At 61.3% G+C, this 24,409-nt stretch carries 25 protein-coding genes and 1 pseudogene; 15 read left to right on the forward strand and 11 right to left on the reverse strand.

The features are described from left to right. Positions 1 to 30: 30 nt before the first annotated feature. The 5 genes from V6M87_RS27215 to V6M87_RS00355 all read right to left on the reverse strand — a co-directional run bounded on the left by V6M87_RS27215 (position 31) and on the right by V6M87_RS00355 (position 4,816). Complete coding sequence (locus tag V6M87_RS27215; RefSeq protein ID WP_442920540.1) at positions 31 to 114, reverse strand: hypothetical protein; 84 nt, start codon at positions 112 to 114, stop codon at positions 31 to 33. A 63-nt stretch (positions 115 to 177) separates the two neighbouring features. Further along, complete coding sequence (locus V6M87_RS00340; protein WP_332847727.1) at positions 178 to 1,989, reverse strand: methyl-accepting chemotaxis protein; 1,812 nt, start codon at positions 1,987 to 1,989, stop codon at positions 178 to 180. A 171-nt stretch (positions 1,990 to 2,160) separates the two neighbouring features. Then, positions 2,161 to 2,562, reverse strand: a complete 402-nt coding sequence (locus tag V6M87_RS00345; RefSeq protein ID WP_332847728.1) for a PRC-barrel domain-containing protein — start codon at positions 2,560 to 2,562, stop codon at positions 2,161 to 2,163. A gap of 85 nt (positions 2,563 to 2,647) precedes the next feature. After that, complete coding sequence (locus V6M87_RS00350; RefSeq protein ID WP_332847729.1) at positions 2,648 to 3,700, reverse strand: M48 family metallopeptidase; 1,053 nt, start codon at positions 3,698 to 3,700, stop codon at positions 2,648 to 2,650. Continuing rightward, positions 3,701 to 4,816 carry a YjgN family protein gene (locus tag V6M87_RS00355; protein WP_332847730.1) on the reverse strand — a complete coding sequence of 372 codons (1,116 nt, stop codon included), beginning with the start codon at positions 4,814 to 4,816 and terminating at the stop codon, positions 3,701 to 3,703. Positions 4,817 to 5,094: 278 nt separating this feature from the next. Here V6M87_RS00355 and V6M87_RS00360 point away from each other — a divergent pair, with 278 nt between their 5' ends. The 3 genes from V6M87_RS00360 (at position 5,095) to ftsB (V6M87_RS00370) (ending at position 8,599) form a co-directional block, all read left to right on the forward strand. Next, positions 5,095 to 6,774: a CTP synthase gene (locus tag V6M87_RS00360; RefSeq protein ID WP_332847731.1), complete on the forward strand. Its 1,680-nt coding sequence runs from the start codon at positions 5,095 to 5,097 to the stop codon at positions 6,772 to 6,774. 136 nt (positions 6,775 to 6,910) lie between these two features. Next, positions 6,911 to 8,194 carry a phosphopyruvate hydratase gene (eno, locus tag V6M87_RS00365; protein ID WP_332847732.1) on the forward strand — a complete coding sequence of 428 codons (1,284 nt, stop codon included), beginning with the start codon at positions 6,911 to 6,913 and terminating at the stop codon, positions 8,192 to 8,194. A gap of 57 nt (positions 8,195 to 8,251) precedes the next feature. Then, a complete protein-coding gene (ftsB, locus tag V6M87_RS00370; RefSeq protein ID WP_332847733.1) occupies positions 8,252 to 8,599 on the forward strand; it encodes a cell division protein FtsB in 348 nt (115 codons plus the stop codon). A 127-nt stretch (positions 8,600 to 8,726) separates the two neighbouring features. On the opposite strand, the gene V6M87_RS00375 is transcribed toward ftsB (V6M87_RS00370), so the two are convergent. Continuing rightward, positions 8,727 to 10,262 carry a methyl-accepting chemotaxis protein gene (locus V6M87_RS00375; protein ID WP_332847734.1) on the reverse strand — a complete coding sequence of 512 codons (1,536 nt, stop codon included), beginning with the start codon at positions 10,260 to 10,262 and terminating at the stop codon, positions 8,727 to 8,729. Positions 10,263 to 10,536: 274 nt separating this feature from the next. On the opposite strand from V6M87_RS00375, the pseudogene ftsB (V6M87_RS00380) reads away from it, so the two are divergent. From ftsB (V6M87_RS00380) to V6M87_RS00390, 3 genes and pseudogenes are all read left to right on the forward strand, one after another. Further along, positions 10,537 to 10,882: pseudogene (gene ftsB / locus V6M87_RS00380) on the forward strand (cell division protein FtsB). A 96-nt stretch (positions 10,883 to 10,978) separates the two neighbouring features. After that, positions 10,979 to 11,683: a hypothetical protein gene (locus V6M87_RS00385; protein ID WP_332847735.1), complete on the forward strand. Its 705-nt coding sequence runs from the start codon at positions 10,979 to 10,981 to the stop codon at positions 11,681 to 11,683. A gap of 12 nt (positions 11,684 to 11,695) precedes the next feature. Further along, the gene (locus V6M87_RS00390) at positions 11,696 to 12,178 is read left to right on the forward strand and encodes a hypothetical protein (RefSeq protein ID WP_332847736.1); all 483 of its coding nucleotides are present in this window, start codon (positions 11,696 to 11,698) and stop codon (positions 12,176 to 12,178) included. Positions 12,179 to 12,255: 77 nt separating this feature from the next. Here the strand turns inward: V6M87_RS00390 and hslO are convergent, their stop codons facing one another. Next, complete coding sequence (gene hslO / locus V6M87_RS00395) at positions 12,256 to 13,239, reverse strand: Hsp33 family molecular chaperone HslO (protein WP_332847737.1); 984 nt, start codon at positions 13,237 to 13,239, stop codon at positions 12,256 to 12,258. A gap of 4 nt (positions 13,240 to 13,243) precedes the next feature. Then, positions 13,244 to 13,768 (reverse strand): gamma carbonic anhydrase family protein, encoded by a 525-nt coding sequence (locus V6M87_RS00400; RefSeq protein WP_332847738.1) that lies wholly within the window; start codon positions 13,766 to 13,768, stop codon positions 13,244 to 13,246. A gap of 130 nt (positions 13,769 to 13,898) precedes the next feature. Here V6M87_RS00400 and V6M87_RS00405 point away from each other — a divergent pair, with 130 nt between their 5' ends. The 9 genes from V6M87_RS00405 to bamC all read left to right on the forward strand — a co-directional run bounded on the left by V6M87_RS00405 (position 13,899) and on the right by bamC (position 21,995). Then, entirely contained in the window at positions 13,899 to 14,783 is an 885-nt protein-coding gene (locus V6M87_RS00405; protein WP_332847739.1) for an alpha/beta fold hydrolase, read from the forward strand. A 72-nt stretch (positions 14,784 to 14,855) separates the two neighbouring features. Continuing rightward, positions 14,856 to 15,689, forward strand: a complete 834-nt coding sequence (locus tag V6M87_RS00410) for a 3',5'-nucleoside bisphosphate phosphatase (protein ID WP_332847983.1) — start codon at positions 14,856 to 14,858, stop codon at positions 15,687 to 15,689. A 213-nt stretch (positions 15,690 to 15,902) separates the two neighbouring features. Next, complete coding sequence (gene htpX, locus V6M87_RS00415) at positions 15,903 to 16,790, forward strand: protease HtpX (RefSeq protein ID WP_332847740.1); 888 nt, start codon at positions 15,903 to 15,905, stop codon at positions 16,788 to 16,790. Continuing rightward, positions 16,787 to 17,410 carry an L-threonylcarbamoyladenylate synthase gene (locus tag V6M87_RS00420; protein WP_332847741.1) on the forward strand — a complete coding sequence of 208 codons (624 nt, stop codon included), beginning with the start codon at positions 16,787 to 16,789 and terminating at the stop codon, positions 17,408 to 17,410. The genes htpX and V6M87_RS00420 overlap by 4 nt, the downstream gene beginning before the upstream one ends. Positions 17,411 to 17,431: 21 nt before the next feature. Further along, complete coding sequence (locus tag V6M87_RS00425) at positions 17,432 to 18,085, forward strand: site-2 protease family protein (protein WP_332847742.1); 654 nt, start codon at positions 17,432 to 17,434, stop codon at positions 18,083 to 18,085. 4 nt (positions 18,086 to 18,089) lie between these two features. After that, positions 18,090 to 19,292 (forward strand): tryptophan--tRNA ligase, encoded by a 1,203-nt coding sequence (locus V6M87_RS00430; protein WP_332847743.1) that lies wholly within the window; start codon positions 18,090 to 18,092, stop codon positions 19,290 to 19,292. After that, positions 19,289 to 19,846 (forward strand): class I SAM-dependent methyltransferase, encoded by a 558-nt coding sequence (locus V6M87_RS00435; protein WP_332847744.1) that lies wholly within the window; start codon positions 19,289 to 19,291, stop codon positions 19,844 to 19,846. Before V6M87_RS00430 ends, V6M87_RS00435 begins: the two co-directional genes overlap by 4 nt. Before the next feature lie 87 nt (positions 19,847 to 19,933). Further along, entirely contained in the window at positions 19,934 to 20,818 is an 885-nt protein-coding gene (gene dapA, locus V6M87_RS00440) for a 4-hydroxy-tetrahydrodipicolinate synthase (RefSeq protein WP_332847745.1), read from the forward strand. Positions 20,819 to 20,840: 22 nt separating this feature from the next. Further along, positions 20,841 to 21,995 (forward strand): outer membrane protein assembly factor BamC, encoded by a 1,155-nt coding sequence (bamC, locus tag V6M87_RS00445; RefSeq protein ID WP_332847746.1) that lies wholly within the window; start codon positions 20,841 to 20,843, stop codon positions 21,993 to 21,995. A gap of 249 nt (positions 21,996 to 22,244) precedes the next feature. Here bamC and V6M87_RS00450 read toward each other — a convergent pair whose 3' ends face one another. The 3 genes from V6M87_RS00450 to V6M87_RS00460 form a co-directional block, all read right to left on the reverse strand. Next, the gene (locus tag V6M87_RS00450) at positions 22,245 to 22,505 is read right to left on the reverse strand and encodes a hypothetical protein (protein ID WP_332847747.1); all 261 of its coding nucleotides are present in this window, start codon (positions 22,503 to 22,505) and stop codon (positions 22,245 to 22,247) included. 288 nt (positions 22,506 to 22,793) lie between these two features. Continuing rightward, complete coding sequence (locus V6M87_RS00455) at positions 22,794 to 23,273, reverse strand: DUF7931 domain-containing protein (protein ID WP_332847748.1); 480 nt, start codon at positions 23,271 to 23,273, stop codon at positions 22,794 to 22,796. Between the two features lie 12 nt (positions 23,274 to 23,285). Next, positions 23,286 to 24,407 carry a cupin domain-containing protein gene (locus V6M87_RS00460; RefSeq protein WP_332847749.1) on the reverse strand — a complete coding sequence of 374 codons (1,122 nt, stop codon included), beginning with the start codon at positions 24,405 to 24,407 and terminating at the stop codon, positions 23,286 to 23,288. Between the last annotated feature and the right edge of the window lie 2 nt (positions 24,408 to 24,409).

Here is a 24,409-nt window from a genome sequence, read left to right on the forward strand (position 1 = left end):
CAGCGCACCGGGGTGCGCCGCTGCGTGACATCAGAAAATCAGCTTGAGGACACCTGTGACCGTCAGCAAGCCGATGATAAAGATAGCGATAATGATCCACATCAAGATTTTCATGCATTTCCCCTAAGTAAATTTAAGGGGAAGAATAGCATAGTTGCTAAAAAGACAGCGATTCGATTAGAACTCTTCCCACTCGTCGGCTGCCGCCGCGGTCGCACGCGGCTCGCGCTTGACGGCCGGAGCAGCCGCAGGCTTGGCCCGGACTGGCGCCGGCGCCGCCACAGGCTTGGCACGTGCTGGCGCTGCCGCCACTGGCTTGGGCCGTACCGGCGCTGCCGACGCCGACGCCTGCGCTGGCTCCACGCGCGCGGCCGGCCTGGTCAGCCGCGCCAGCGGTTTTTTCACGACCGCTGCCGGCCGCGCCACCGGTGCGGCGAGCCTGTCATCGAGCTTGAACACACTGACCACTTCTGCCAGTTTCGCCGCCTGCTCCTGCATCGACGCCGCTGCGGCGGCCGATTCTTCCACCAGCGCCGCGTTGCGCTGGGTTGCTTCATCCATCTGGCCGATGGCCTGGTTGACCTGCGCGATGCCGCCCGACTGCTCCTGGCTGGCGGTGGTGATTTCGCCCATGATGTCGGTCACGCGGCGAATGCTGGTGACCACTTCTTCCATCGTCGCGCCGGCGCGGTCGACCAGCCTGGTGCCGGTTTCAACCTGCTCGACCGAGGCGCCGATCAATTCCTTGATTTCCTTCGCCGCGGCAGCCGAGCGCTGCGCCAGGGTGCGCACTTCGGAGGCGACGACCGCGAAACCGCGTCCCTGTTCTCCGGCACGGGCAGCTTCCACGGCCGCATTCAGGGCCAGGATATTGGTCTGGAAGGCGATGCCGTCGATGACCGCGATGATGTCGACAATCTTGCGCGACGCTTCATTGATGGCGCCCATCGTGTCGATCACCTGGCTGACCACCGCGCCGCCTTGTACCGCCACTTCGGAGGCGGTAATCGACAGCGTGTTGGCCTGGCGCGCATTCTCGGCATTGTTGTGCACGGTGGTGGTCAGTTCTTCCATCGACGCGGCGGTTTCTTCCAGCGCGCTGGCCTGCTGCTCGGTACGGCCGGACAGGTCCATATTGCCGGCGCTGATTTCGCGCGACGCGGTGGCGATGGTATCGGTCCCGCCGCGCACTTCGGTGACGATCGCCGTCAGGCTGTCGTTCATCAGGCTCAGGGAGCGCAGCAGGGCGCCGGTTTCGTCCTGGCCCGATGCGTCAATTTTTTGCGACAGGTCGCCGGCGGCCACCGTTTCTGCCACGCGCACGGCGGTGCGGATCGGCCGCACGATACCGGCGGTAAGGCGCAGGCAAAAGACCCCGCCCAGCAGGACCGTGGCGAGCGTCAGCAAGCTGATAAGGCGAATACTGCCATTCGACGCCGCTTCGATCGCGGCGGCGGCGGCATCGATGCTGGCATGCTGCATGCCAACCAGTTCGTGTATCGATTCCTGGTAGGCGTGGGACGTGGGCAGAAATTCCTTGTCGAGGACACGGGCTGCTTCCTCCGCATCGCCGCCGGCTTTGGCCTTGACGGCTGCATCGCGCAGTCGAAAAAACTCCTTGCGTTGCACCAGGATTTTGTCGAACAGTTGTTTCTCTGGTCCAACAACGATGAGCGGCTCTATCTTCTCGAGCAGTTCGCCCGATTCGCGCGTGGTCAGCGCTGTGTCATCCTTGAAAAACGCGCCGAGCGAAGGATCGCTGCTCTTGGCGATGGCTGCAGTGCGGCGCACGGCGCCATAGATGCGCGTATACCACTCGACGATCAGGCGTTCTTTGGCCAGCGACTGGCTCATGACAATTTTGGTATCGCGCGAAATGAGTTGGAGTTGCCAGACACCGGTGCCGGCGATGAACACGGTCAAGGCCAGTACCAGGGCAAAGCCTGTGGCAAGTCGTTTGCCGATGGTGAGGTTGGAGAAAAAACCCATGCGTGCTACTCCAGAAACAAGATGTTGAACCGCGAAGGGATTCATCATACATTCCGTGTGGCAACGATTGTATTATCTGGTTATTTTAAATTTAAAAAGTCGCACCGCGGCAACAAACGCGGCTGATCAGGGCAGTCCGCCTTGCCGTTGGCAAGGCGGCATCGTGCGGGATTAGTTATTGCTGGTGCCGTAATAACCATGAATCTGGTCCGACCATTGTTGATCAGCCATGTTCGGCCAGTTGTCGGTGTCGAAACCTGGCGCGTTTTCCACGCGCTCTTGCGGCATGTCGAGCGTGAAGCGGTGGTTGGCGGTGTCGAGTTTGAGGGCCTTGAACGGCACCGCAAACAGCTTCTGGCCGATGGTGAGCACACCGCCGCTGGACATGACGGCATACGCGACCTGGCCGGTGCGCATGTCGAGCATGAATTCCTTGATTTCGCCGAGGTGTTCGTTTTGCAGGTTGTGCACGTGGTCGCCGATGAGCGTGTCGGCGCCCATCAATTCAGGACCTGGACCCTTGTGGTCTTTTTTGGCATACATGCCGAAGGTGTCGCGATCTTGGTAGGACATGGTGAACTCCTTGAATGGGGAAAAACCCAAGCATGGACCTGATCCGCCACCGGGTCTGTTCGGACGCGCACATAGGTCGAGTGCATCAGCGTGCGTCCGCCGCGCGCAAGCGTGCCGCGCGCGCGCCCGAATCCGGATGACTGGACAAGTAGCCGGTGGCGCTGTCGAACCAGCCAGCCTCGCGCTGCGCGCTGTTTTTGCCGTGGTCCATAACCAGGAACAGGTCGGCCAGCGGCGCCAGCGGCAGGTGATGCGTCTGCAGCACGGCCATGGCGTAGGCATCGGCCTCGGTTTCCATCGCGCGTGAATGGCGCGCGCCCAGCAGCACAGCTGGGGCGCCTGCCGCCACTGCACTGAAATCGCCAAACAGAAACGCCGCAAACGCGGTGGTCAGCGAACCTCGTACCACCGAGCGCATGCTGTGGCGGCCCTCGATGTGGCCGATTTCATGGGCCAGTACGCCGGCCAGAGCAGCCGCCTGGACGGGGCCGAAAGCATCTTCATCGCCGAGGATCAGCGCCACCATGGCGTCGTTGAGCACTACGCTGCCGTCGGGCAGGGCCAATGCGTTCGGGCCGAACGGGGCCGGCATGGTGCGCAGCAGCAGTGTCATCGGCATGCGCGGCTGCGCGGGCTGCACGGCTTGCCACACCTGCCGGATCTGGTCCTGTTGGGCCGGCGTGATGGCCGACGGCTTGAACAAGCCTTGCCGGGTGAAGGCGTCGCGGGTGAGTTTACCGATGCGCACATCGGCACTGTCCGGCAACAGCGCCGTCAGGGCGCCGGCGGCCGCTGGTAATCCCCACATGGCGCTGGCGCCAATCAGCGCCACCAGCGCAACAAACGCGCCCAGCGCGACGCGCCAATGGCCTTGCCAGCGCACCACCAGCGACGCGCGCTGGCCGACCAGCGCGGCCAGCGCCGGGTAGTCGGTCGCGTCGACTTCGCAGTGGGCGCCATCGTCGAAATAAACCATGCCCGCGGCGTGCGCAAACGGCTCGGTCAGGCGCAGCTGCGCCAGTGGGTAGGTGGCATTGATCTGTGTGCCAAGCACCGCCAGGCAGTCGTCGCTGCGGGTGAGCGTTACCGCGTGGCGGCGCGCGCTGCGTCCATCGCCGTAGTGGGCGGGAATGGTCATCTACAAAGCGAAATCGATACCGAGGAAATCGGCCGCGCCATCGCCTGCCGCATTCACATCGGCGCCTTTGCCGGCGCTTTCCAGGGCATCGATATCGACGCTGGACGTGATGTGCAGGTGGGCCAGGATGTAACGCTGGGTGCGCACTGCGGCAAACGGGCGGAACAGGCCGATCGTCAATATCGTCAGGATGGTATTGACTGCATGCAGCTTGAACAGGCCGCCGAATGTCATGTCGGACGCGATGGCCACACCTGGGAAGCTGGTGTGCGACCAGACCAGGTTGCCGATGCGTGCCTGCATGTAGGGGAACAGCGACAACAGCGCAGCATAGGCAAGCACTGCCAGCCCGATCAGGACGAAAGGTGCAATCGCGCCTCGCGACCCCAGCTTGGCGAGCACGGGCAGGGCCACAGCCGCCACGATGCCGAGCGCGATCATGATCCCGAAGGCGATCAGATAAGGCGGCCAGAAGCGGCGCGTTTTGAGTGTGTAAATTGAATCGACCCCACCGAACCGGATATGCGCGTGCTGATACCGCTTGACGGCAGCATGCATCACCGGCCAGGCCAGGTACAGCAAGCCGAACAGGGCGAGCCATGGCGACGGCGCGTGCGCCGGTCCCCCGGCCGCCATGGCGCCGGCAACGCCGGGCAACATGAATACCAGCATCGGCGGAATGAAGGTGGCATACGCTTCCTGCGTGGTACCGGTGAACCCGAAGCGCAGGCCGCGCCAGCTGGTGTTGTGCAGCCGGAAGCGCAGGGCGCCGCGCAGAAGCATTGGCAGGACCAGCAGCAGCGCGCCTACCACGACCAGGCCGGCGCTGATCGAAAAGCCGAAGGCATACTGGTAGCCAGTGACCAGCAGCAGGGCCAGGATGCGGCCCTTCAGGATGGCCATTGGCTTGCCGTGGAAATCGAAGGCGGCGCCGTCCAGGGTGGTATTCCGGTCGAAGTATTGCAGGCGCCGCACCTTGGCCCAGGCGGAATAGATGCCGAAGGTGATGATGGTCAGCAGCAGGTTGACGATCCAGATGCGGAAATATTCGGCGCCATTTCCCGTGAAAGTCAGTGCCAGGGGGCGCGCTTGCGCCGGCGGAGCGTCCAGGGACACGTTATAGGTCTCAAGCATTCGATGCAGTCTGTCGAAAGAACGGTACACTCCGGGCGGGAGCGGCGCGCTGTTGATGTTGCTATTTAGTAATTCTAGCGTGTGGTGGCCGTGTTGACTGGTAAATTTGTAAATGTTGTAATTTAGGCACATCAGACGGTATTCGTGCAGGAAAAGCTTGCAAAGTGATGGGGAGGGGAAAATCTCGCCAGCCTCGAAAATGGGGCATGTTTAGGGTATAATCTCAATTTCCCGCATGTGCCATTCGGCACCATCTGCAAATGACCAAATTTGTCTTCGTCACCGGCGGCGTCGTGTCTTCCCTGGGTAAAGGGATCGCGGCCGCTTCTCTCGCTGCGATTCTCGAATCGCGCGGTCTTAAAGTCACCATGCTGAAACTGGATCCGTACATCAACGTCGATCCGGGCACCATGAGTCCGATGCAGCACGGTGAAGTGTTCGTCACCGATGATGGCGCAGAGACCGACCTCGACCTTGGCCACTACGAGCGCTTCATCAGCACCCGCATGAAAAAGGTGAACAATTTCACCACCGGCCAGATCTACGAATCCGTGATCCGCAAGGAACGCCGCGGCGAGTATCTCGGCAAGACCGTGCAGGTGATTCCGCACATTACCAATGAAATCCAGGATTACATCCACCGCGGCGCCGAAGGCTACGACGTGGCGCTGGTCGAAATCGGCGGCACCGTCGGCGATATCGAATCGCTGCCGTTCCTGGAAGCGGCGCGCCAGCTGTCGTTGCGCATGGGCCGCAAGTCGGCCGCGTTCGTGCACCTGACGCTGGTGCCGTTCATCGCCTCGGCCGGCGAACTGAAAACCAAGCCGACCCAGCACAGCGCGCAAAAACTGCGCGAGATCGGCATTTCGCCGAACGCCTTGCTGTGCCGCGCCGACCGCCCGATTCCGGACGACGAGCGCGCCAAAATTTCGCTGTTTTCGAACGTCGAAATGAACGCCGTCATCTCGGTGTGGGACGTCGACACCATCTATAAAGTGCCGCAGGTGCTGCACGATCAGGGCCTCGACACCATCATCTGCGAAGCGCTCGGCATCGAAGCACCGCCGGCCGACCTGTCGATGTGGACCAAACTCATCCACACGCTGGAACACCCGAAACACGAAGTGACCATCGGCATGGTCGGCAAATACGTCGAGCTGATCGAATCGTATAAATCGCTCACCGAAGCGCTGCGCCACGCTGGCATTCACACCGAAAGCCGCGTCAACATCGAGTACATCGACTCGGAAGAGATCGAAGCGACCGGTTGCGCCAACCTGGCAAAATACGACGCCATCCTGGTGCCGGGCGGCTTCGGCAAGCGCGGCGTGGAAGGCAAAATCATGGCGGCGCGCTATGCCCGTGAACAGAAGATCCCGTACCTGGGTATCTGCCTGGGCATGCAGGTAGCACTGATCGAGTACGCCCGCCACATGGCCGGCCTGCCGAACGCCAATTCCACCGAGTTCGATCCGGACACCGACCAGCCGGTCGTGGCCCTCATCAACGAGTGGCAGAACCACGACGGTAAAGTGGAACTGCGCGACGCCAATTCCGACCTGGGCGGCACCATGCGCCTGGGCGCGCAAACCTGCGCCGTCAATCCGGGCACGCTGGCCGCCGAAATTTACGGCAGCGTGGTCACCGAGCGCCATCGTCACCGCTATGAAGCGAACAACCATTACCTGCAGCGCGTCGAAGACGCCGGCCTGGTGGTCGCCGCCCGTACGCCAAACGAAAACCTCTGCGAAATCATGGAACTGCCGCGTAGCGTGCACCCTTGGTACATGGGTGTGCAGTACCATCCTGAATTCAAGTCGACGCCGCGGGCCGGTCATCCGCTGTTTATCGCGTTTATCCAGGCAGCACTGGCGCACCAGTCGGCCAGCACCAACCCTGCTTTCGATCCGGATGCCGTCATCGAGCCTTATTCGGTATGAACCTCAGTGTGAGCCCCGCTTGAACAAAACGAACTAAACCGTTTGCGCGCCGCGTCCCTTGTTGCAAGGGCCGCGGCGCGTTTGCGATGTGCAGCATCACTGCAACGATTTTTTTATTGATTCGGAGACTAAAAACATGAGTGCTATCGTAGACATTATCGGCCGCGAAATTCTTGACTCGCGCGGCAATCCAACCGTCGAATGCGACGTGCTGCTCGAATCGGGCGTGATGGGCCGTGCGGCTGTGCCGTCGGGCGCGTCGACCGGTTCGCGCGAAGCCATGGAGCTGCGCGACGGCGATCCAAAGCGTTATTTCGGCAAGGGCGTGCTGCAAGCCTGCGAAAACATCAACACCGAAATCTCCGAAGCCATCATGGGCCTGGACGCGAACGAGCAAGCTTTCCTCGACCGCACCCTGATCGACCTCGATGGCACCGAAAACAAATCGCGCCTGGGCGCCAACGCCATCCTGGCCGTGTCGATGGCCGTCGCCAAGGCCGCCGCTGAAGAAGCCGGCCTGCCGCTGTACCGTTATTTCGGCGGCTCCGGCGCGATGCAGATGCCAGTCCCGATGATGAACGTGATCAATGGCGGCGCCCACGCCGACAACAACCTGGATATCCAGGAATTCATGATCATCCCGGTCGGCGCACCGAGCTTCAAGGAAGCCGTGCGTTACGGCGCCGAAGTGTTCCACACGCTGAAAAAGATCCTGCACTCGAAAGGCCTGGCCACCTCGGTCGGCGACGAAGGCGGTTTCGCACCGAACGTGGCCAACCATGAAGAAGCCATCAAGCTGATCATGCAAGCGATCGAAGAAGCGGGCTATGAAGCCGGCACCCAGATCGCCATCGGGCTCGACTGCGCCGCCAGCGAATTTTACAAAGACGGCAAGTACGAACTGGGCGCCGAGGGCATGAGCCTGACCGCGGAACAGTTCACCAACCTGCTGGCCACCTGGTGCGACAAGTACCCGATCATCTCGATCGAAGATGCAATGGCCGAAGGCGACTGGGACGGCTGGGCCACGCTGACCGGCGCGCTGGGCAAAAAAGTGCAACTGGTGGGCGACGACCTGTACGTCACCAACACCAAGATTTTGAAAGAGGGCATCCAGAAGGGCATCGCCAACTCGATCCTCATCAAGATCAACCAGATCGGCACCCTGACCGAGACCTTCGCCGCCATCGAAATGGCCAAGCGCGCCGGCTACACGGCCGTCATCTCGCACCGTTCGGGCGAGACCGAGGACTCGACCATCGCCGACATCGCGGTGGGCATGAACGCGTTGCAGATCAAGACCGGCTCGATGTCGCGTTCGGACCGCATGGCCAAGTACAACCAGTTGCTGCGCATCGAGGAAGACCTGGGCGACATCGCCAGCTATCCTGGCCGCGACGCGTTTTACAATCTGAAGTAATCAGCAACACCGGCGTGCAGCCGTTCTGGTTGCACGCCGTTTCTTTGAAACGCCAGCATGCGCCTCATTACCCTCGCCCTCGCAGCTTTGCTGCTGATGATTCAATATCCGCTGTGGATAGGGAAGAATGGCTGGCTGCGCGTGTCCGACCTGGAAACCCAGCTCGACGCCAGCCGCCGCAAGACATTGGACATGAAGGCGCGCAACGACAAGCTCGGCTCGGAAGTGCGCGATTTGAAAGAGGGCACGGGCGCGGTCGAAGAACGGGCGCGCTACGAACTCGGGATGATCAAGCAGAACGAAATCTTCGTGCAGGTGCTGCGCAAGGATGAGCAGCCGAAGGTGTCGATGACGCCGTTGCCGGCGCCGCCGCCGGTCAAGAACGACAAAAAACCGAAGCAGTAAGACCGTTTATCGTGCGAATTTCCTTTTGCCTCTCAGGCAGGACGGGCGGCAGCGCCGCACACCTGTGAGACAACAAAAAATGGCCCAGAGCATCCCGGGCCATTTTTTTCGTGTCCTGCTCAATAGATCAGGCAGCAACCCTGAACACTTCCACCTGCCCCGACAACTGCTGCGCCCGCTGATGCATCGACTCCGCCGCCGCCGCTGCCTGCTCGACCAGCGCGGCATTTTGCTGCGTCAAATCGTCGATCTGTTTTACGGCCTGGTTGATTTCGTTGACGCTGACAGCTTGCGTCTCGCTGGCCAGTGAAATGCGTTCGATCAGCGCGCTGACGCCAGAGACGCTCAGCACCAGTTCTTCCATCGTTTTGCCCGACTGTTCGACCAGCGCACTGCCGTCGTTGATCTTGCCGACCGACGTCTGGATCAGCGCCTTCACTTCACGCGCCGCGGTGGTGCAGCGCTGCGCCAGATTGCGCACTTCGGACGCGACAACGGCAAAACCGCGGCCCTGTTCGCCGGCACGGGCCGCTTCCACGGCGGCGTTCAGCGCCAGGATATTGGTCTGGAAGGCGATGCTGTCGATTACCCCGATGACGTCGACGATGCGGTTCGACGCCTCGTTGATTTCACCCATGGTGTGGGTGACACGGCCGACGATGGCGCCGCCGCGGCCGGCGATCTCCGATGCTTCGGCGGCCCGGTGATTGGCTTCCTTGGCGTCGAGGGCGTTGCGACCCACGGCGTCGGTCAACTGGACCATTGTCGCGACGGTTTGCTCCAGCGAGCTGGCCTGCGATTCGGTGCGGGCCGACAGGTCCTGGTTGCCGCTGGCGATTTCCTGGCTGGTGTGCGAAATTTCCGAGGCGCCGGAGCGGACGCCACCGACGATGCCGACCAGGCCTTCACGCATATTGCCCAGTGAGACGATGAGCGCGCCGATTTCGTCTTTCGACGCTGTCGGCAAGTCGGCCGTCAGGTCGCCGGTGGCAACCGCTTCGGCGAATCCCGATGCTTTTTCGAGCGGTTCGACGATGCCACGGGTGACGTGGTAGCCGAGGATGGTGCCGAGCAGCACGGCTAGGGCGGCGATCACATACATCAGGGTGCGGGAGGTGGCGGTGACGACGTCGACGTGCTTGCTGGCGGCCGCCAGCTGACCATCGATGCGGTTGATGACGGTGTCGAGTTCGGCGACGATACGGCGGCGCAGCGGACTGCATTCTTCGACCAGGAACTTGCCGAATTCTTTCATCTGGTTGGCGTCGCGGAAGGTGCGCGGCTTCTTCAGGGCTCCGGCCATCGTCTGCAAATCCCGGTTGGCGAGATCGAAGTCCTGCGTCCCACTCAGCACGGGCGTCAACTTGTCGAGCCGGTTCAAGACGATGGCCGATTGCTGGTCCAGCATATTCAGTTCGCGCTCAGCATCTTCTTTTGTTTCGTAGATGTACGCATTGCGCGCAGCGATGCCGGTCTGGTCGAGCGCTTCGCGTAGTTCGTAAAGGGGCGCGAGCTGCGTCGTGCGGATGAGGCGTTCCGCATCCACTACTGCTGTTACTTCGCCCATGCGATAAATGGCAAAGGCCGTCAACGCCAGGGTCAGGAGAACAAGTGCGCCGAAGGCGAAGGCGAGGCGTGCGCCGATTTTGTATGTGCTGGACATGGTCGTTGAACCTGGTTGGTCGCGATTCAACAATGGTAGCGTCCATTCGGCAAATTCAGTAATTCTTTCTGGAAAGGTCGTAAGCCTTGTTGCCGTGATGAGACATTTACTAGGAGAAACGAGCCAGTCAAGCCTATCTTCCAGGAGCATACATACCGCACTGGTCGAGCGCCGATGCATGCTGGCGTTCATAAACCGCAAAGTCAGACACTGGTACGGGTTTTGTAGCAGGTTTCGGTAAAAACGCGCGCGATAAAAACCCCGTGGGCGCAGCATGCGCCTCATTACCCTCGCCTCGCAGCTTTGCTGCTGATGATTCAATATCCGCTGTGGATAGGGAAAAATGGCTGATGTGCGTCTCCGACCTGGAAACCCAGCCCGACGCCAGCCGCCGCAAGACACTGGACATGAAGGCGCGCAACGACAAGCTCGGCTCGGAAGTGCGCGATTTGAAAGAGGGCACGGGCGCGGTCGAAGAACGGGCGCGCTACGAACTCGGGAAGATCAAGCAGAACGAAATCTTCGTGCAGGTCCTGCGCAAGGATGAGCAGCCCAAGGTGTCGATGACGCCGTTGCCGGTGCCGCCGCCAGTCAAGAGCGACAAAAAACCAAAGCCTTAAGCCGATTCGTTCGTCGCATCGTTGAGATCGCGTAATCGCACATTTTCGAACTTCGCTAGTTTGGGTCATTTCCGTCACTTTTTACAAGGGATAGCGATGACCCAGATGCCAAAAACAGATAGCCAGATCGATTTTGAAAACGCCATCAAGGCGCTGGAGGCGCAAGCCGCCAACCTTGGTGCGCATCTGACAATTGATTCCGCCGCACGCCAGGCTTACACGCGCGAGATTGCAACCATGGCTGATGGCCTGCGCCGCGATGCCGTCAGTGGAAAAATTACCTGGGCGCAGGCAGCACAGCAAGCGCAAGAGACACGCAATCTCGTCATGGAAGCGATCAGATTGCGCAGCACACCAGTCGGTCGTTCCTTCGCTCAAAAATTGAAGCCGACGGGATTTTCATTAAATGAACTCATCGCGAAGCAGGCCGGGAAAATGTACGGCAAGTCAGTCATTTTTTCGAGACTGACCCTTACCCAGAAAAACAAAATCTATGCCGCGGTTGTTGCTGCGGCCGGACGATCAAATGTAAAAGTGAGCGCTGCACTGGCCCGGATGGCATTTTCCGGGCGAAGTCTGCTGATCCTGTCGCTCGGGATTTCGACGTACACCATTGCGACTTCCACCGATAAAGTTGCTGCTGCAAAAAAGGAAGCGCTTGTGACCGGCAGTAGTGTCGCTGGAGGAATCGCCGGCGGGGCACTTGCGGGTCTTGCCTGCGGGCCAGGTGCACCTGTCTGTGTAACGGTCGGAGCATTCGTGGGCGGCGCGCTGGCCGCGTACAGTGCTGGATTTCTCTGATCGCGTTGCAGCATGATGCTTCTCTCACCATCCGATTTTTCCCTGCGCCTGTTGCGTCAGCCGTCAAATGACACCACAGCTTCAGGTGAGCTGATCATCAAAGGCAAGCCCAGCGGAAAAATGATCGACTGTGCAGTGCTGGAGGCGGCGCTCGAATGGAACGGCATGATACTGGCGTTTTTTACGGATGGTGTTCCATACGAAGAGTTTTTGCAGATGGTTTTGTTCGACCAAAAACTTGCGGTGGTCGACTCTGCCCGATTGGGCGCCACGTACTCGACCGGTGTATTTTCCGACCTTGTGCTATGCCCCCCGGACGAGGTGCGCTTTCGCTTTATTGGTGGCATTACATGGACGCTGCAGCTGATGGACCGGCCACGCTTTGTGCTGCCCTTTGTTTCGGATCCGACTGGCGTGTCGCGCCCGTTTGGCTTTGTTCGCCGTTTCAAGGTGATCGGAACGCCATTGCCGGATACCGGCATGTCGCCCGGATAAAAAGGTGGCGCGGCCCCACAACCGCTGCGCCCGCTGCTGCATCGACCCGGGCGCTGCCCGCTAGGGGCTAGCCTCAGTTAGTGCTTGCTGTCACTGGCCGGCAGCAAGGTCGCCACCGGCGCCTCCACCGCAAACAGCTGCGCGCAGTCGACCTTGTCGAAGTCGTAATGCTTGCCGCAGAAATCGCAGTTGATGCCGAGGTGTCCGAGGTCAGTCAGCGCATCTTCCACTTCCGCCTCGCCCAGCATTTTCAGCATATTCCCGACCTTTTCGCGTGTGCAGCTGCAGTGGAAGGCCGGGTGGGCCGGGTCGAATACGCGGATCGTCTCTTCCCAGAACAGGCGCTGCATCAGCGTGTTGATGTCGGTGCTCAGCAACTCTTCCTGTTTCAGGGTCGACGCCAGCATGACGGCGCGGTTCCAGGTTTCCAGGTCGTCTTCTTCGCTCGATTGTTCGACCTGGTCATCCTTGCCGCTGTGACGCGGCAATTTCTGCAATAACAGGCCGCGCGAAATACCGTCGTTCGCGCCCAGCCACAGGCGCGTGTCCATCTGCTCGGAACGCAGCATGTAGTTTTCGATGACGGTCGCCATGTTCTCGCCGTCGAGCGGCACGATGCCCTGGTAGGGTTGCTGGCCCGGCATCTTGTCCTGCGGGTCGAGCGTGATGACGAAGCGGCCTTTGCCATTCTGGTTGAGCAGGTCGATCAGCGTGGCGTTGTCATCGATGACGACGTCTTCCGCCAGCTTCGCGGTGGCGCGCATTTTGAGGTTGGCGTCGCATTCGACCACCATCAGGCGCACTGGCCCGTCGCCATGAATCTGCATGATGATCGCGCCGTTAAATTTCAGGTTGGCCGAGAGCAGGGCGGCCGCGGCCACCATTTCGCCCAGCACCGTGCGTACCGCTGGCGGGTAATTGTGGCGGTTCTGGATTTCGCGCCAGGTGTCGGAAATTTCGACCAGCTCGCCGCGCACGGCGGCATTGTCGAAAATAAATTTCTGCAGGGTATCGGTACTGACCGGGGTCAGCGTAATACTTTCATGGGTGTCGTTGCTCATCGGTTTATCCTATTTTTTTGAGTTGAGTCTTGAACAGCTGGCCACGCGCAACATAGCTGGCGGCGTTGCCTTGCAAGCGCTGAATATCTTCTGCGCCAAGCGTGCGCACCACCTTGGCCGGGGCGCCGACGATCAGCGAGTAATCGGGAAATTCCTTGTTCTCCGTGACCAGCGCGCCGGCGCCGACCAGGCAACCTTTGCCGATCTTTGCGCCATTCAGGATCACGGCCTGGATGCCGATCAGCGACCCGTCGCCAATCGTGCAGCCGTGCAGCATGGCCTGGTGGCCAATCGTGACGCCTTCACCGATCGTCATCGGATAGCCGAGGTCGGTGTGCATCACGGTGCCTTCCTGGACGTTGCTGTTGGCGCCGATGGTGATGCGTTCGTTGTCGCCGCGAATCGTCACGCCATCCCACACCGATACGTTCTCCGCCAAAGTGACCTTGCCGATCAGGTTGGCGGAATCGGCCACGTACGCCGTTGCGGCAATGCTTGGAGCGTGTTCGCCCAACTGGTAAATGGCCATGGAGATCTCGCTGGAAAGGAATGAGGGGAAGATGCTATTTTACGCTTCGGGGAAAGATGGGGCTGCTCAGGCAAATATCAATGTCTCGCGTATAATTGCACGGTCGTTCTTTTTTACTCCAGGATCCGCCATGACGCCTTCCCGTACCGAATTTCTGACCGTCCGCGGCCTGCGCACCCACGTGCGCCACTGGGGCCGCGCGGGCGCACCCAAGCTGTTCATGGTGCATGGCTGGATGGACGTGGGGGCGTCGTTCCAGTTCGTCGTCGATTGCCTGCAAGGCGACTGGCACGTCATCGCACCCGACTGGCGCGGCTTCGGCCTGACCGAACGTATCCAGGGCGACACCTACTGGTTCCCCGATTACCTGGCCGACCTCGAGGTATTGCTCGACCACTACGCGCCGGGCGAAGCGGTCAATCTGCTCGGGCACAGCATGGGCGGCAATATCGCCAGCCTGTATGCGGGCGTGCGGCCCGAACGCATCCGCGCGCTGATCAACCTGGAAGGGTTCGGCCTGCCGGCCAGCAAACCGGAACAGGCGCCGCGCCGTTTTGCCAAGTGGCTAGACGAACTGAAGGAGCCGGCCACGATGCGCGGCTATGCCGACCTCGGTGCGGTGGCAGCGCGCCTGCGCAAGACCAATCCGCGCCTGCCGCCCGAGCGCGCGGCTTTCCTGGCGCAGCACTGGTCGGCGCAGAACGCCGCCGGCGAGTGGGAAATCCTGGGCGATCCGGCGCACAAGCGCAGCGGCCCGCTGCTCTACCAGGCCGAGGAAATCCTGGCCTGCTGGCGCCAGATCACCGCGCCGGTGCTGTGGGTGGAGGCGGACGACACCAATATGTGGCAGTGGATGGGGCCGAAAGAGCAGGCGCGCATCGAAGTCGATCGGCGCCTGGGACAGCTGCAACACGTCACCGCGCGCATGATGCCGGACGCGGGGCACATGCTGCATCACGACCAGCCGCAGTTGCTGGCCGAGATGATTGAGTCTTTCTTGCGTAACGTTGTGTGAAGCGCACATGCGTTCGCGTCTGGGAGTAGCCTGCCGTACAATGAAGCTTCCCTCACTGAAGCGCTTGGATCCATATTGAAAGTCGACCTGCACTGCCATTCCAACGTTTCCGACGGCGTCCTGACGCCCGCCGGGGTGGCGGCGTATGCGCACCAGGCCGGTGTCGACGTCTGGGCCCTGACCGACCACGACGAGATCGGCGGCGTTGCCGCTGCGCGCGTTGCGGCAACCGGCCTGGGCATGCGCTTTGTCGCCGGCGTGGAAATTTCCATCACCTGGGCCAACCAGACCGTCCACATTGTCGGCCTGCAGATCGACGAAACCAATGCGGCATTGAAGGCCGGGCTGGCGGCCACGCGCGCCGGACGCGATGCGCGCGGGCGCGAGATCGCGGCCCAGCTGGAAGCGGCCGGCTACCCGGGCGCCTACGAGGGCGCGCTGGCATACGTCGGCAACCCCGACCTGATGTCGCGCACCCACTTTGCCCGTTACCTGGTGGCGTCAGGCGCCTGCGCAAATACCAGCGAGGTGTTCCGCAAGTTCCTCACCGAAGGCAAGCCGGGCTATGTGCCGCACCGCTGGGCTTCCCTGACCGAAGCAGTGGGCTGGATTCGCGCCGCCGGCGGGATTGCGGTGGTGGCGCATCCGGGTCGCTACAACTTCAGCCCGGTGGCCGAAGCGGCGTTGCTCGACGAATTCAAGCAGCTCGGCGGCACTGCCATCGAAGTGGTGACCGGCAGCCACACGCCGGACCAGTACGCCATCTACGCCGAGGTCGCGAAGCGCAACGGCTTCCTGGCCTCGCGCGGCACTGACTTCCATGCGCCGGGCGAAGCGCGCGTCGAGTTCGACAAGCTGCCGCCTTTGCCGGCTGGCGTGACGCCGGTTTGGCACGATTGGTATTAAACTACCAACTGCATCAGCACGTCATCCCCGCGAAGGCGGGGACCCATAGCACGCTCCAGAAATCGCAAACATCAGTACTTCGTTGGCGTGTTATAGGCCCCGGCCTGCGCCGGGGTGACGGTTTTGAAAGCGCGGGTTAAGCGTGCGCTAACTTGAATTTGCCGCGCAAAGCTTTATCTAACCCGTATTTCCAACTATGTTTACCAGGCGCCCATGAAACGCATCGTGCTGTTCCTTGCCACCAACCTTGCCGTTGTGCTGGTGTTGTCCATCGTATTGAACCTGCTCGGCGTCGGCCGCGGCGGCGTGAGTGCGGGCGGCATCAATATTGGCCAGTTGCTGGTGTTCTCGGTGGTGGTCGGTTTCACCGGTTCCTTTATTTCGCTGTTGATGAGTAAGCCGATGGCCAAATGGTCGACCGGCGCAACCGTCATCACCCAGCCCGGCAATTCCACCGAGCAGTGGCTGCTGGCCACCGTGCGCCAGTTGTCAGAGCGCGCCGGTATCAACATGCCCGAGGTGGCCGTGTACGACGGCGAGCCGAACGCATTTGCCACCGGCGCCTTTAAAAATTCCGCGCTGGTCGCCGTCTCGACCGGCCTGCTGGAAAGCATGAACCGTGAGGAAGTCGAAGCGGTGCTGGGCCACGAAATTGCCCACGTTGCGAATGGCGACATGGTCACGCTTACCCTGATCCAGGGCGTGGTGAATACCTTCGTCGTGTTCCTGGCGCGCGTGGTTGGCTTCTTCGTCGACAAGGTACTCCTGCGCAACGGATCCGATCGCGGCCCCGGCATCGGCTATATGGTCACCGTGTTCGTCTGCGAAATCGTGTTCGGCCTGGTCGCCTCGATCATCGTGGCCTGGTTTTCACGCCAGCGGGAATTTCGCGCCGACGCCGGTTCGGCCAAATTGCTGGGCAATGCAGGACCAATGCAACGCGCCCTCGCGCGCCTGGGTGGTCTGGCTCCCGGCGCTTTGCCGGGCAGTATGGCGGCATCCGGCATTTCGGCCGGTCCCGGTGGCTGGGGTGCGCTGTTTTCCACGCACCCGCCCATGCAGGAACGCATTGCCGCCTTGCAGGCCCTGGATCGCCAATGAGCCAGTTCTTCCAGATTCATCCCGACAATCCCCAGATACGTCTGATCAAGCAAGCGGTGCAGATTATTCAGTCGGGCGGCATCGTCGCCATCCCGACCGACTCGGCCTACGCGCTGGTCTGCCAGTTGGACGACAAGAATGCCGTGGAGCGCCTGCGTCGCATCCGTGGTGTCGATGACAAGCACCACCTGACCTTGCTGTGCCGCGACCTGTCCGAGATCGCGCTGTACGCGCGCGTCGACAACGCCCAGTACCGCCTGCTGAAAGCGACCACGCCAGGCCCGTACACGGTGATCCTGGAAGCGACGCGCGAATTGCCGCGCCGCCTGTCGCACCCGTCCCGTAAAACCATCGGCCTGCGGGTGCCGGAAAACACCATCACGCAGGCGCTGCTGGCCGAGTTGGGTGCGCCGCTGATCGGCACCACCTTGCAGCTGCCCGGTGACGAAGAGATCCTGTCCGATCCGGACGAAGTGCGCACGCGCCTGGAGAAACTGATCGAGCTGGTGATCGACGGTGGTGCCGGTACGCTCGAGCCGACCACCGTGATCGACCTGACCGGTCCGGAACCGGTGCTGGTGCGGGAGGGCAGGGGCGATCCGGCGGCCTTCGGTTTGTGATGCCTGTTAAAATCTGCCCCCATGGATGAAACGATACGCACGATTGCAGTCTATGCACTGCCGGTTATTTTTGCGATAACCCTGCACGAAGCTGCCCACGCCTACGTGGCGAAATACTTTGGCGATAACACGGCCTACGCGGCCGGCCGCATGACGCTCAATCCGCTGGTCCACATCGACCTGTTCGGCACGATCATCATTCCGACCGCGCTGTACCTGACCACTGGCTTTGTGTTCGGCTACGCCAAGCCGGTACCGATCGATTTCAATCGTCTGAAAAACCCCAAGCGTGACATGGCCTGGGTGGCACTGGCCGGCCCTGGCGCGAATTTCATCATGGCGCTGATGTGGTTGATCGTCGCCATCCTGCTGACGTTTTTCGAGGTCGACGAGGCCTTCCCGCACCGCGTGGCGCACGCCGGCGTGCTGGCCAATGTGCTCATGTTCGCATTCAACCTGATCCCGATTCCGCCACTCGACGGCGGCCGCATCGCGGTCAGCCTGTTGCCCAACAAGCTGGCCTATAAATACGCGCAGATCGAACCGTATGGCTTCTTCATCGTGCTGGCACTGCTGTACTTCCAGGTGCTGAACTTCTGGGTCGGGCCAATGATGTTGCTCGCCAACGGCGCGCTGAATGTGCTGGCCACGCCGCTCACTTTCCTGATTCGCTAAGCTTATGTATCCCGACCGTGTCGTTTCAGGCATGCGCCCCACCGGCGCCATGCACCTTGGCCACTATCACGGCGCCCTGAAAAGCTGGATCACCATGCAATCGGAGCAGCCGTGCCTGTTTTTTGTGGCCGACTGGCACGCGCTGACCACGCACTACGACGACCCGTCGATCATCGTGAAAAGCAGCTGGGACATGATTGTCGACTGGCTGGCCGCCGGCATCGACCCGTCCCAGGCGACCATCTTCATCCAGTCGCGCGTGCCCGAACACGCGGAGTTGCACCTGCTGCTGTCGATGGCCACGCCACTCGGCTGGCTCGAGCGCGTGCCGACCTATAAAGACCAGATCGAGAACCTGGCCAACCGCGACCTGTCGACCTACGGCTTTCTCGGCTACCCGCTGCTGCAGGCGGCCGACGTGCTGATCTACCGCGCCAGCGAAGTGCCGGTGGGCGAAGACCAGGTGCCGCATATCGAAATGATGCGCGAAATAGCGCGCCGCTTCAATCACCTGTACGGCAAGGAAAAGGGCTTCGAAGAAAAGGCGCTGGATGCCGTCAAGAAGCTGGGCAGCAAGCGCGCCAAGCTGTACATGGAACTGCGCACCGGCTACCAGCAAGATGGTCACGACGAGGCGCTGGAGCAGGCGCGCGCCATGCTCAACGACGCCGGCAGCCTGTCGAACATCGACCGCGAGCGCCTGTTCGGCTACCTGGAGGGCAGCCGCAAGCTGATCCTGGTCGAGCCGCAAGTCAAGCTGAGCACGTCCTCGCGCCTGCCCGGCCTCGATGGTCGCAAGATGTCCAAGAGTTACGCCAACGCGATCGGCCTGCGCGAAGACCCCGAGACGGTCACCAAAAAAATCCGCACCATGCCGACCGATCCGGCGCGCGTGCGCCGTACCGACCCGGGCGACCCGAGAAAGTGCCCGGTGTGGCAGCTGCACGAGGTGTACACCAGCGAAGCGGTGAAGGACTGGGTCGTAAAAGGCTGCACCTCGGCCGGCATCGGCTGCATTGAGTGCAAACAGCCGGTGATCGACGAGGTATTGGCCGAACAGCAGCCGATGCATGAACGCGCGCAGCAATACCTGGACGATCCCTCGCTGGTGCGCGCCATCGTCGCCGACGGCTGCGACGTGGCCCGCAAACTGGCCCAGGAAACCATGCGCGATGTGCGCGAAGCCATGGGCCTCGATTACACGTGAGCGACGCTTCGTCTACCGTTCCTTCTCCCTGGGTTGCGCGCTGGCTGAAGCTGGCGCCAGGCGGCGAGGTACTCGATCTCGCGTGCGGGCGTGGGCGTCACGCGCGTCTGGGCGCGGCGCTGGGCCATCCCGTGCTGGCAGTCGACCGCGATCCGCTGGCGCTGCTGGAAGCGGCCGGTCCCGGCATCACGACCCACTGCGTCGATTTGGAAGAGGAGGGCGCCGTATGGCCGTTTGCGCCGGGGCGCTTTGCCGCAATCGTCGTCACCAACTACCTGCACCGGCCCTTGTTCGGTCACCTGGCCAGCGCCGTGCAGCCTGGCGGCCTGCTCATTTACGAGACCTTCGCACTGGGCAATGCAGCATTCGGCAAGCCATCGAATCCCGCCTTCCTGCTCGCGCCCGGCGAACTGCAGGACATGGCGCGCACGCACGGCCTGCACGTGCTGGCCTATCAAGACGGCGTGATCCACAAGACGCGCACGGCGCGCGTGCAGCGCATCGTCGCCGCTGCGCCTGGTTTCGACCTTTCCAGCATGCCGCTCGACTTGTAAAAGTCACGCTAATCCCGGCCCAAATGACCCATCCGGCCGGCCTATCCGCTACAATCAGGCTTTACTTAACGGCACGATCGATAGAATATGATTAAGGGCAGCATAGTAGCAATCGTCACCCCGATGCACGAAGATGGCAGTCTGGATAAGGACGGCCTGAAAAAACTGATCGACTGGCATATCGCCGAAGGCACCGACGCCATTGTGATCGTCGGTACCACCGGCGAATCGGCCACCGTCAGCGTCGATGAACACTGCGAACTGATTCGCCTGGCCGTTGAGCATTGTGCCGGCCGTATTCCGGTGATCGCCGGCGCGGGCGCCAATTCGACCGCAGAAGCCATCCGCCTGACCCGCTTCGCCAAGGAAGCCGGGGCCGACGCGACGCTGCAGGTCGTGCCGTACTACAACCGTCCGACGCAAGAGGGCATGTTCCGCCACTTTTCAAGCATCGCCGAAGCGGTCGACCTGCCGATCATCCTCTACAACGTGCCGGGCCGTACCGTGGCCGACATGTCGAACGAGACCATCGTGCGTTTGTCGGCCGTGCCGAACATCGTCGGCGTGAAAGACGCGACCGGCAATATCGGCCGCGGCATTGCGCTCTTGAAGGACGTGCCAAAGTCGTTTGCCGTGTATTCGGGCGACGATCCGACCGCAATGGCGCTGATGTTCTGCGGCGGCGCCGGGAATATCTCGGTGACCGCCAACGTGGCGCCGCGCGCCATGCACGAATTGTGCGAAGCGGCCATGGCGGGCGACATTGCCCGTGCCGTTGCCATCAACAACAGCCTGCTCGATTTGCATGCCAAGCTGTTTGTCGAGCCGAACCCGGTGCCGGTGAAATGGGCGCTGGCCGAGATGGGCATGATGCCTGCCGGCCTGCGCCTGCCGCTCGCGCCCCTGTCCGCACCTTTCCACGCTACCGTCCGCGATGCCCTGCGCGACGCCGGTATTTTGTCCCAGCCGTAAGCTGAAACCTATAAGACACCACATGACTATTCGCAAGACAACCACCCTGGTTTCTCCTTCCGCCACCGCGCGCGTCCTGGCACTGACCACCCTGGCGTTCAGCCTGGGTGCCTGCAGCATGCTGGGCATCGGTTCCAATAAAGTCGATTACAAGGCATCGAAACGCACCGCGCCACTGGACGTGCCGCCGGACTTGACCCAACTGGAAAAAGACGGTCGTTACGCCGTGCCTGACAGCCGCGGCATCGCCACCGCATCCGGCATGAACAAGGGCGGCAACCAGGCTGCCGTCGCCGGCCCTGGCGCAGCAGAAGTCATCGGCCCGGTCTCGACCGATGCGGTGCGCGTGGAGCGTTCGGGTAATCAGAAGTGGCTGGTCGTGAAGCGCACGCCCGAGCAGCTCTGGCCCGAGATCAAGAAATTCTGGGAAGACAGCGGCTTCGAAATTGCGCAAGATTCGCCCACCACCGGCATCATGGAAACGGCGTGGAACGAAGACCGCTCGAAGATCCCGCAAGACTTCATTCGCCGCACCATCGGCCGCGTGTTCGATTCGGCCTATTCGACGGGCGAGCGCGACAAATTCCGCACGCGCCTCGAGCGCCTGCCGGACGGCTCGACCGAAGTCTGGATCAGCCATCGCGGCGCCGAAGAAGTGATGGTCGGCGCAACCAAGGAATCGTCCACCTGGACCTCGCGTCCGAACGATCCTGCGCTGGAATCGGCCTTCCTGTCGCGCCTGGTCTCCACGCTGACCGGCGCCACCGACACCAAGCCGGCCGAAGCCGCCGTGGCCGGCGCCACGCCAATCGCGCTGCACGCCAAACTGGTGGGTGACAAGGTCGAAGTGGACGAAGGTTTCGATCGCGCCTGGCGCCGTGTCGGCCTGGCGCTGGACCGGGTTGGCTTTACTGTTGAAGACCGTGACCGCGTGCAGGGCATTTATTTTGTGCGCTACATCGATCCGGATGCCGTCGACAAGAAAGGCTTCTTCGGCAAGCTGTTCAGCTTTGGCGATTCGGACAAGGCCAAGGAAGCCCAGCGCTACCGCATCCTGGTCAAGGCGCCACAGGGCGGCTCGACCAGCGACGTGACGGTGCAAAGCAATGACGGTAAAGCGGAAGCGTCGCCAACTGCCACGAAGATTCTGGGCTTGCTGGCGAACGAGCTGAAGTAATAACCTGACACGTAAAAAAACCGGCTCAGGCCGGTTTTTTTTATGCGTCATCCCGACGACAACCGGGATCCATGCTGAATCAATAGCACCATGCTCTCGAAGTAGCATGGATCCCGGTTTTCACCGGCATGACGAGGTTCCGGATAACGACGAATGACATTATCTCCGCGCACCAGATTCAGAACCACGAGACGTAAAAAAACCGGCCCTGAGGCCGGCTTTCAATCGATCGGCAGAAGCCGATTGATATTACTTAGCTGGGGTAGCAGCAGCAGCCGACGAAGCAGCGTCAGCAGCCGACGAGGCAGCCGAAGCAGCGCTCGAAGCAGCAGCAGCAGCAGCGTCAGCAGCTGGAGCAGCTGCTGGCGTTTCAACTACTGGAGCTGGTGCAACAGCAGCAGCTGGAGCAGCGTCAACTACTGGAGCTGGGGTCACGGTGGTTTCTTCTTTTTTGCTGCATGCGGTCAGAGCAACAGCCATCAGGGAGATGATCAGCAGGGATTTTTTCATGGTTTTTCCTTAATTAATTCAAGAGTAAGAACAGCATTGTTGCGATGAATAATTACCGGTAATTATCGCTCGTTAGGACATTCTCGTAGAGCTTCCATGAATCATAGATGCCTGAGAGACAAGAACCTTCCTAACCCGATATTATAGCCAAATTTACTGTTTCGCAATAGGAAGAGGATGTCAACTTGTAAGTATTTTATACAAGAACAACGTTCACTTTGTAACAAGGTGTAAATCGACGTCCAGGACATTCGGCCGAGGCAATTCTCCACCGGGAATTCCGCGCCATTATAATCCAGTCGTTGTCGGATGCAGCGTCGGCCTGGATTCGTCCCAGATCGCGCCGAACCGTTCCTTGCAGATATCGGCGGCGCCAGGCACCCCGAAGGCTGCTTCGCCGCGCGCATGGTCGCTGTGAAAGCGCCGTACCACGTCGACCCCATCGGCGATGCAGAACGAGTCGGTCAATGGTTGCAGCGAGCGGCTGGTGAGGCGGCATTCGACCTGGTGGCCCAGGTCGCGCAGCAGGCGCATGAAGCGCGGACAGGCCTGCTCGAGATGCGTGCTGCGGTGCATGGCCAGGCGCAGTTGGCCGCCATGGCGTAAAAAGTCGCGCAGGATACCGTCCACCTCTGACGTGCCCAGCCCGAACAGGGCGAAATCAGGATCGAACAGGTCGAGCGAGCGCTGCGCGCGCGCTATGCAGGCGTGTAGCTGCAGGGCGAAGTCGCTGCGCGAACTGAACGGGATTACCTGTGCGTCGTCCATGCTTCCTCCAGATCAGATCAGTTCCAGCCAGCCATCCTGATACCACGTGTAGAGCGCATCGTTGACGTCATCCGATGCATCGACCAGTGCGGCGCCATCGAGCGCGCGCTGGTTGGCGAGCACGTCCAGCACGGCCTTGTCCTGCTTGCCGACGGCAAACGACTCGCCATTGATGAACACGTGTTCGCCGCGGTACAGCATCAGGCTCTTGAGCGACAGCTTGACGCCGCGCTTGGAAGCCATCATCAGGAAGCGTCCCATGGTCAGCGGTTTCGCCGGCCCTGTAAAGAACACATTGTGTTTTGGCTCGGACAGATGTTCGCCCATGAAGATGGTGATGTCTTCTTCGGTGAAGCGCACTTTGTTCAGCTCAGCGGTCAGGCTGGCCAACATGGCTTTCGGAATCTCGGCCGGGTTTTTTGCGGGCGTCAGGTCAGCGTCGGCGTAACGACCGGGCAGGTCGATCGAATCGGCCATGAATTGCAGGAACGCTTCGCCCAGTTCCTGGTACGTCGGCGAGCGGAAGCCGATCGAATAGGTCATGCAATCGCCGATCGCCACGCCGTCGTGCGCATACTGCGGTGGCAGGTACAGCATGTCGCCCGGCTCCAGCACGAATTCGTCTTCGGCGACGAAGTTGCTGAGGATCTTCAATGGCAAGCCTTCGATGATCGCCAGATCCTTCTGCGCGCTGATGCGCCAGCGGCGCTGGCCATGCGCCTGCAGCAGGAACACGTCGTAGGAATCGAAGTGCGGACCGACACCGCCGCCGTCGGTCGCAAAGCTGATCATCAGGTCGTCCAGGCGCGTGTCGGAGACGAAGCGGAACTGGCGCAGCAGCGCATCGGCGCGCGCGTCTTCCAGGTTCACGCCTTGCACCAGCATGGTCCAGGGGCCGTTGTCGCGACCCGGCAGCTGTTCCAGCGGGCCGAGCTGCATGTCGAATTCGCCGTCCACTTGCGTGACCAGGCGCGATTCGACATGGTTCTGGCGCGCCATGGCGCTCAACTGCTCAAGGGTCAGCAGGGGCGTGAAGCCAGGGATGGCCTGGCGGATGAGAAGGGGCTTTTTGTGCCAGTAGTCGCGCAGGAATTCTGCGGCGCTGATGTTGCCGAGGAGCGGAAGTTTTTTCATGC

The sequence above is a fragment of the Massilia sp. S19_KUP03_FR1 genome (genome assembly GCF_036688685.1).
Taxonomy (GTDB): domain Bacteria; phylum Pseudomonadota; class Gammaproteobacteria; order Burkholderiales; family Burkholderiaceae_D; genus JALYUM01.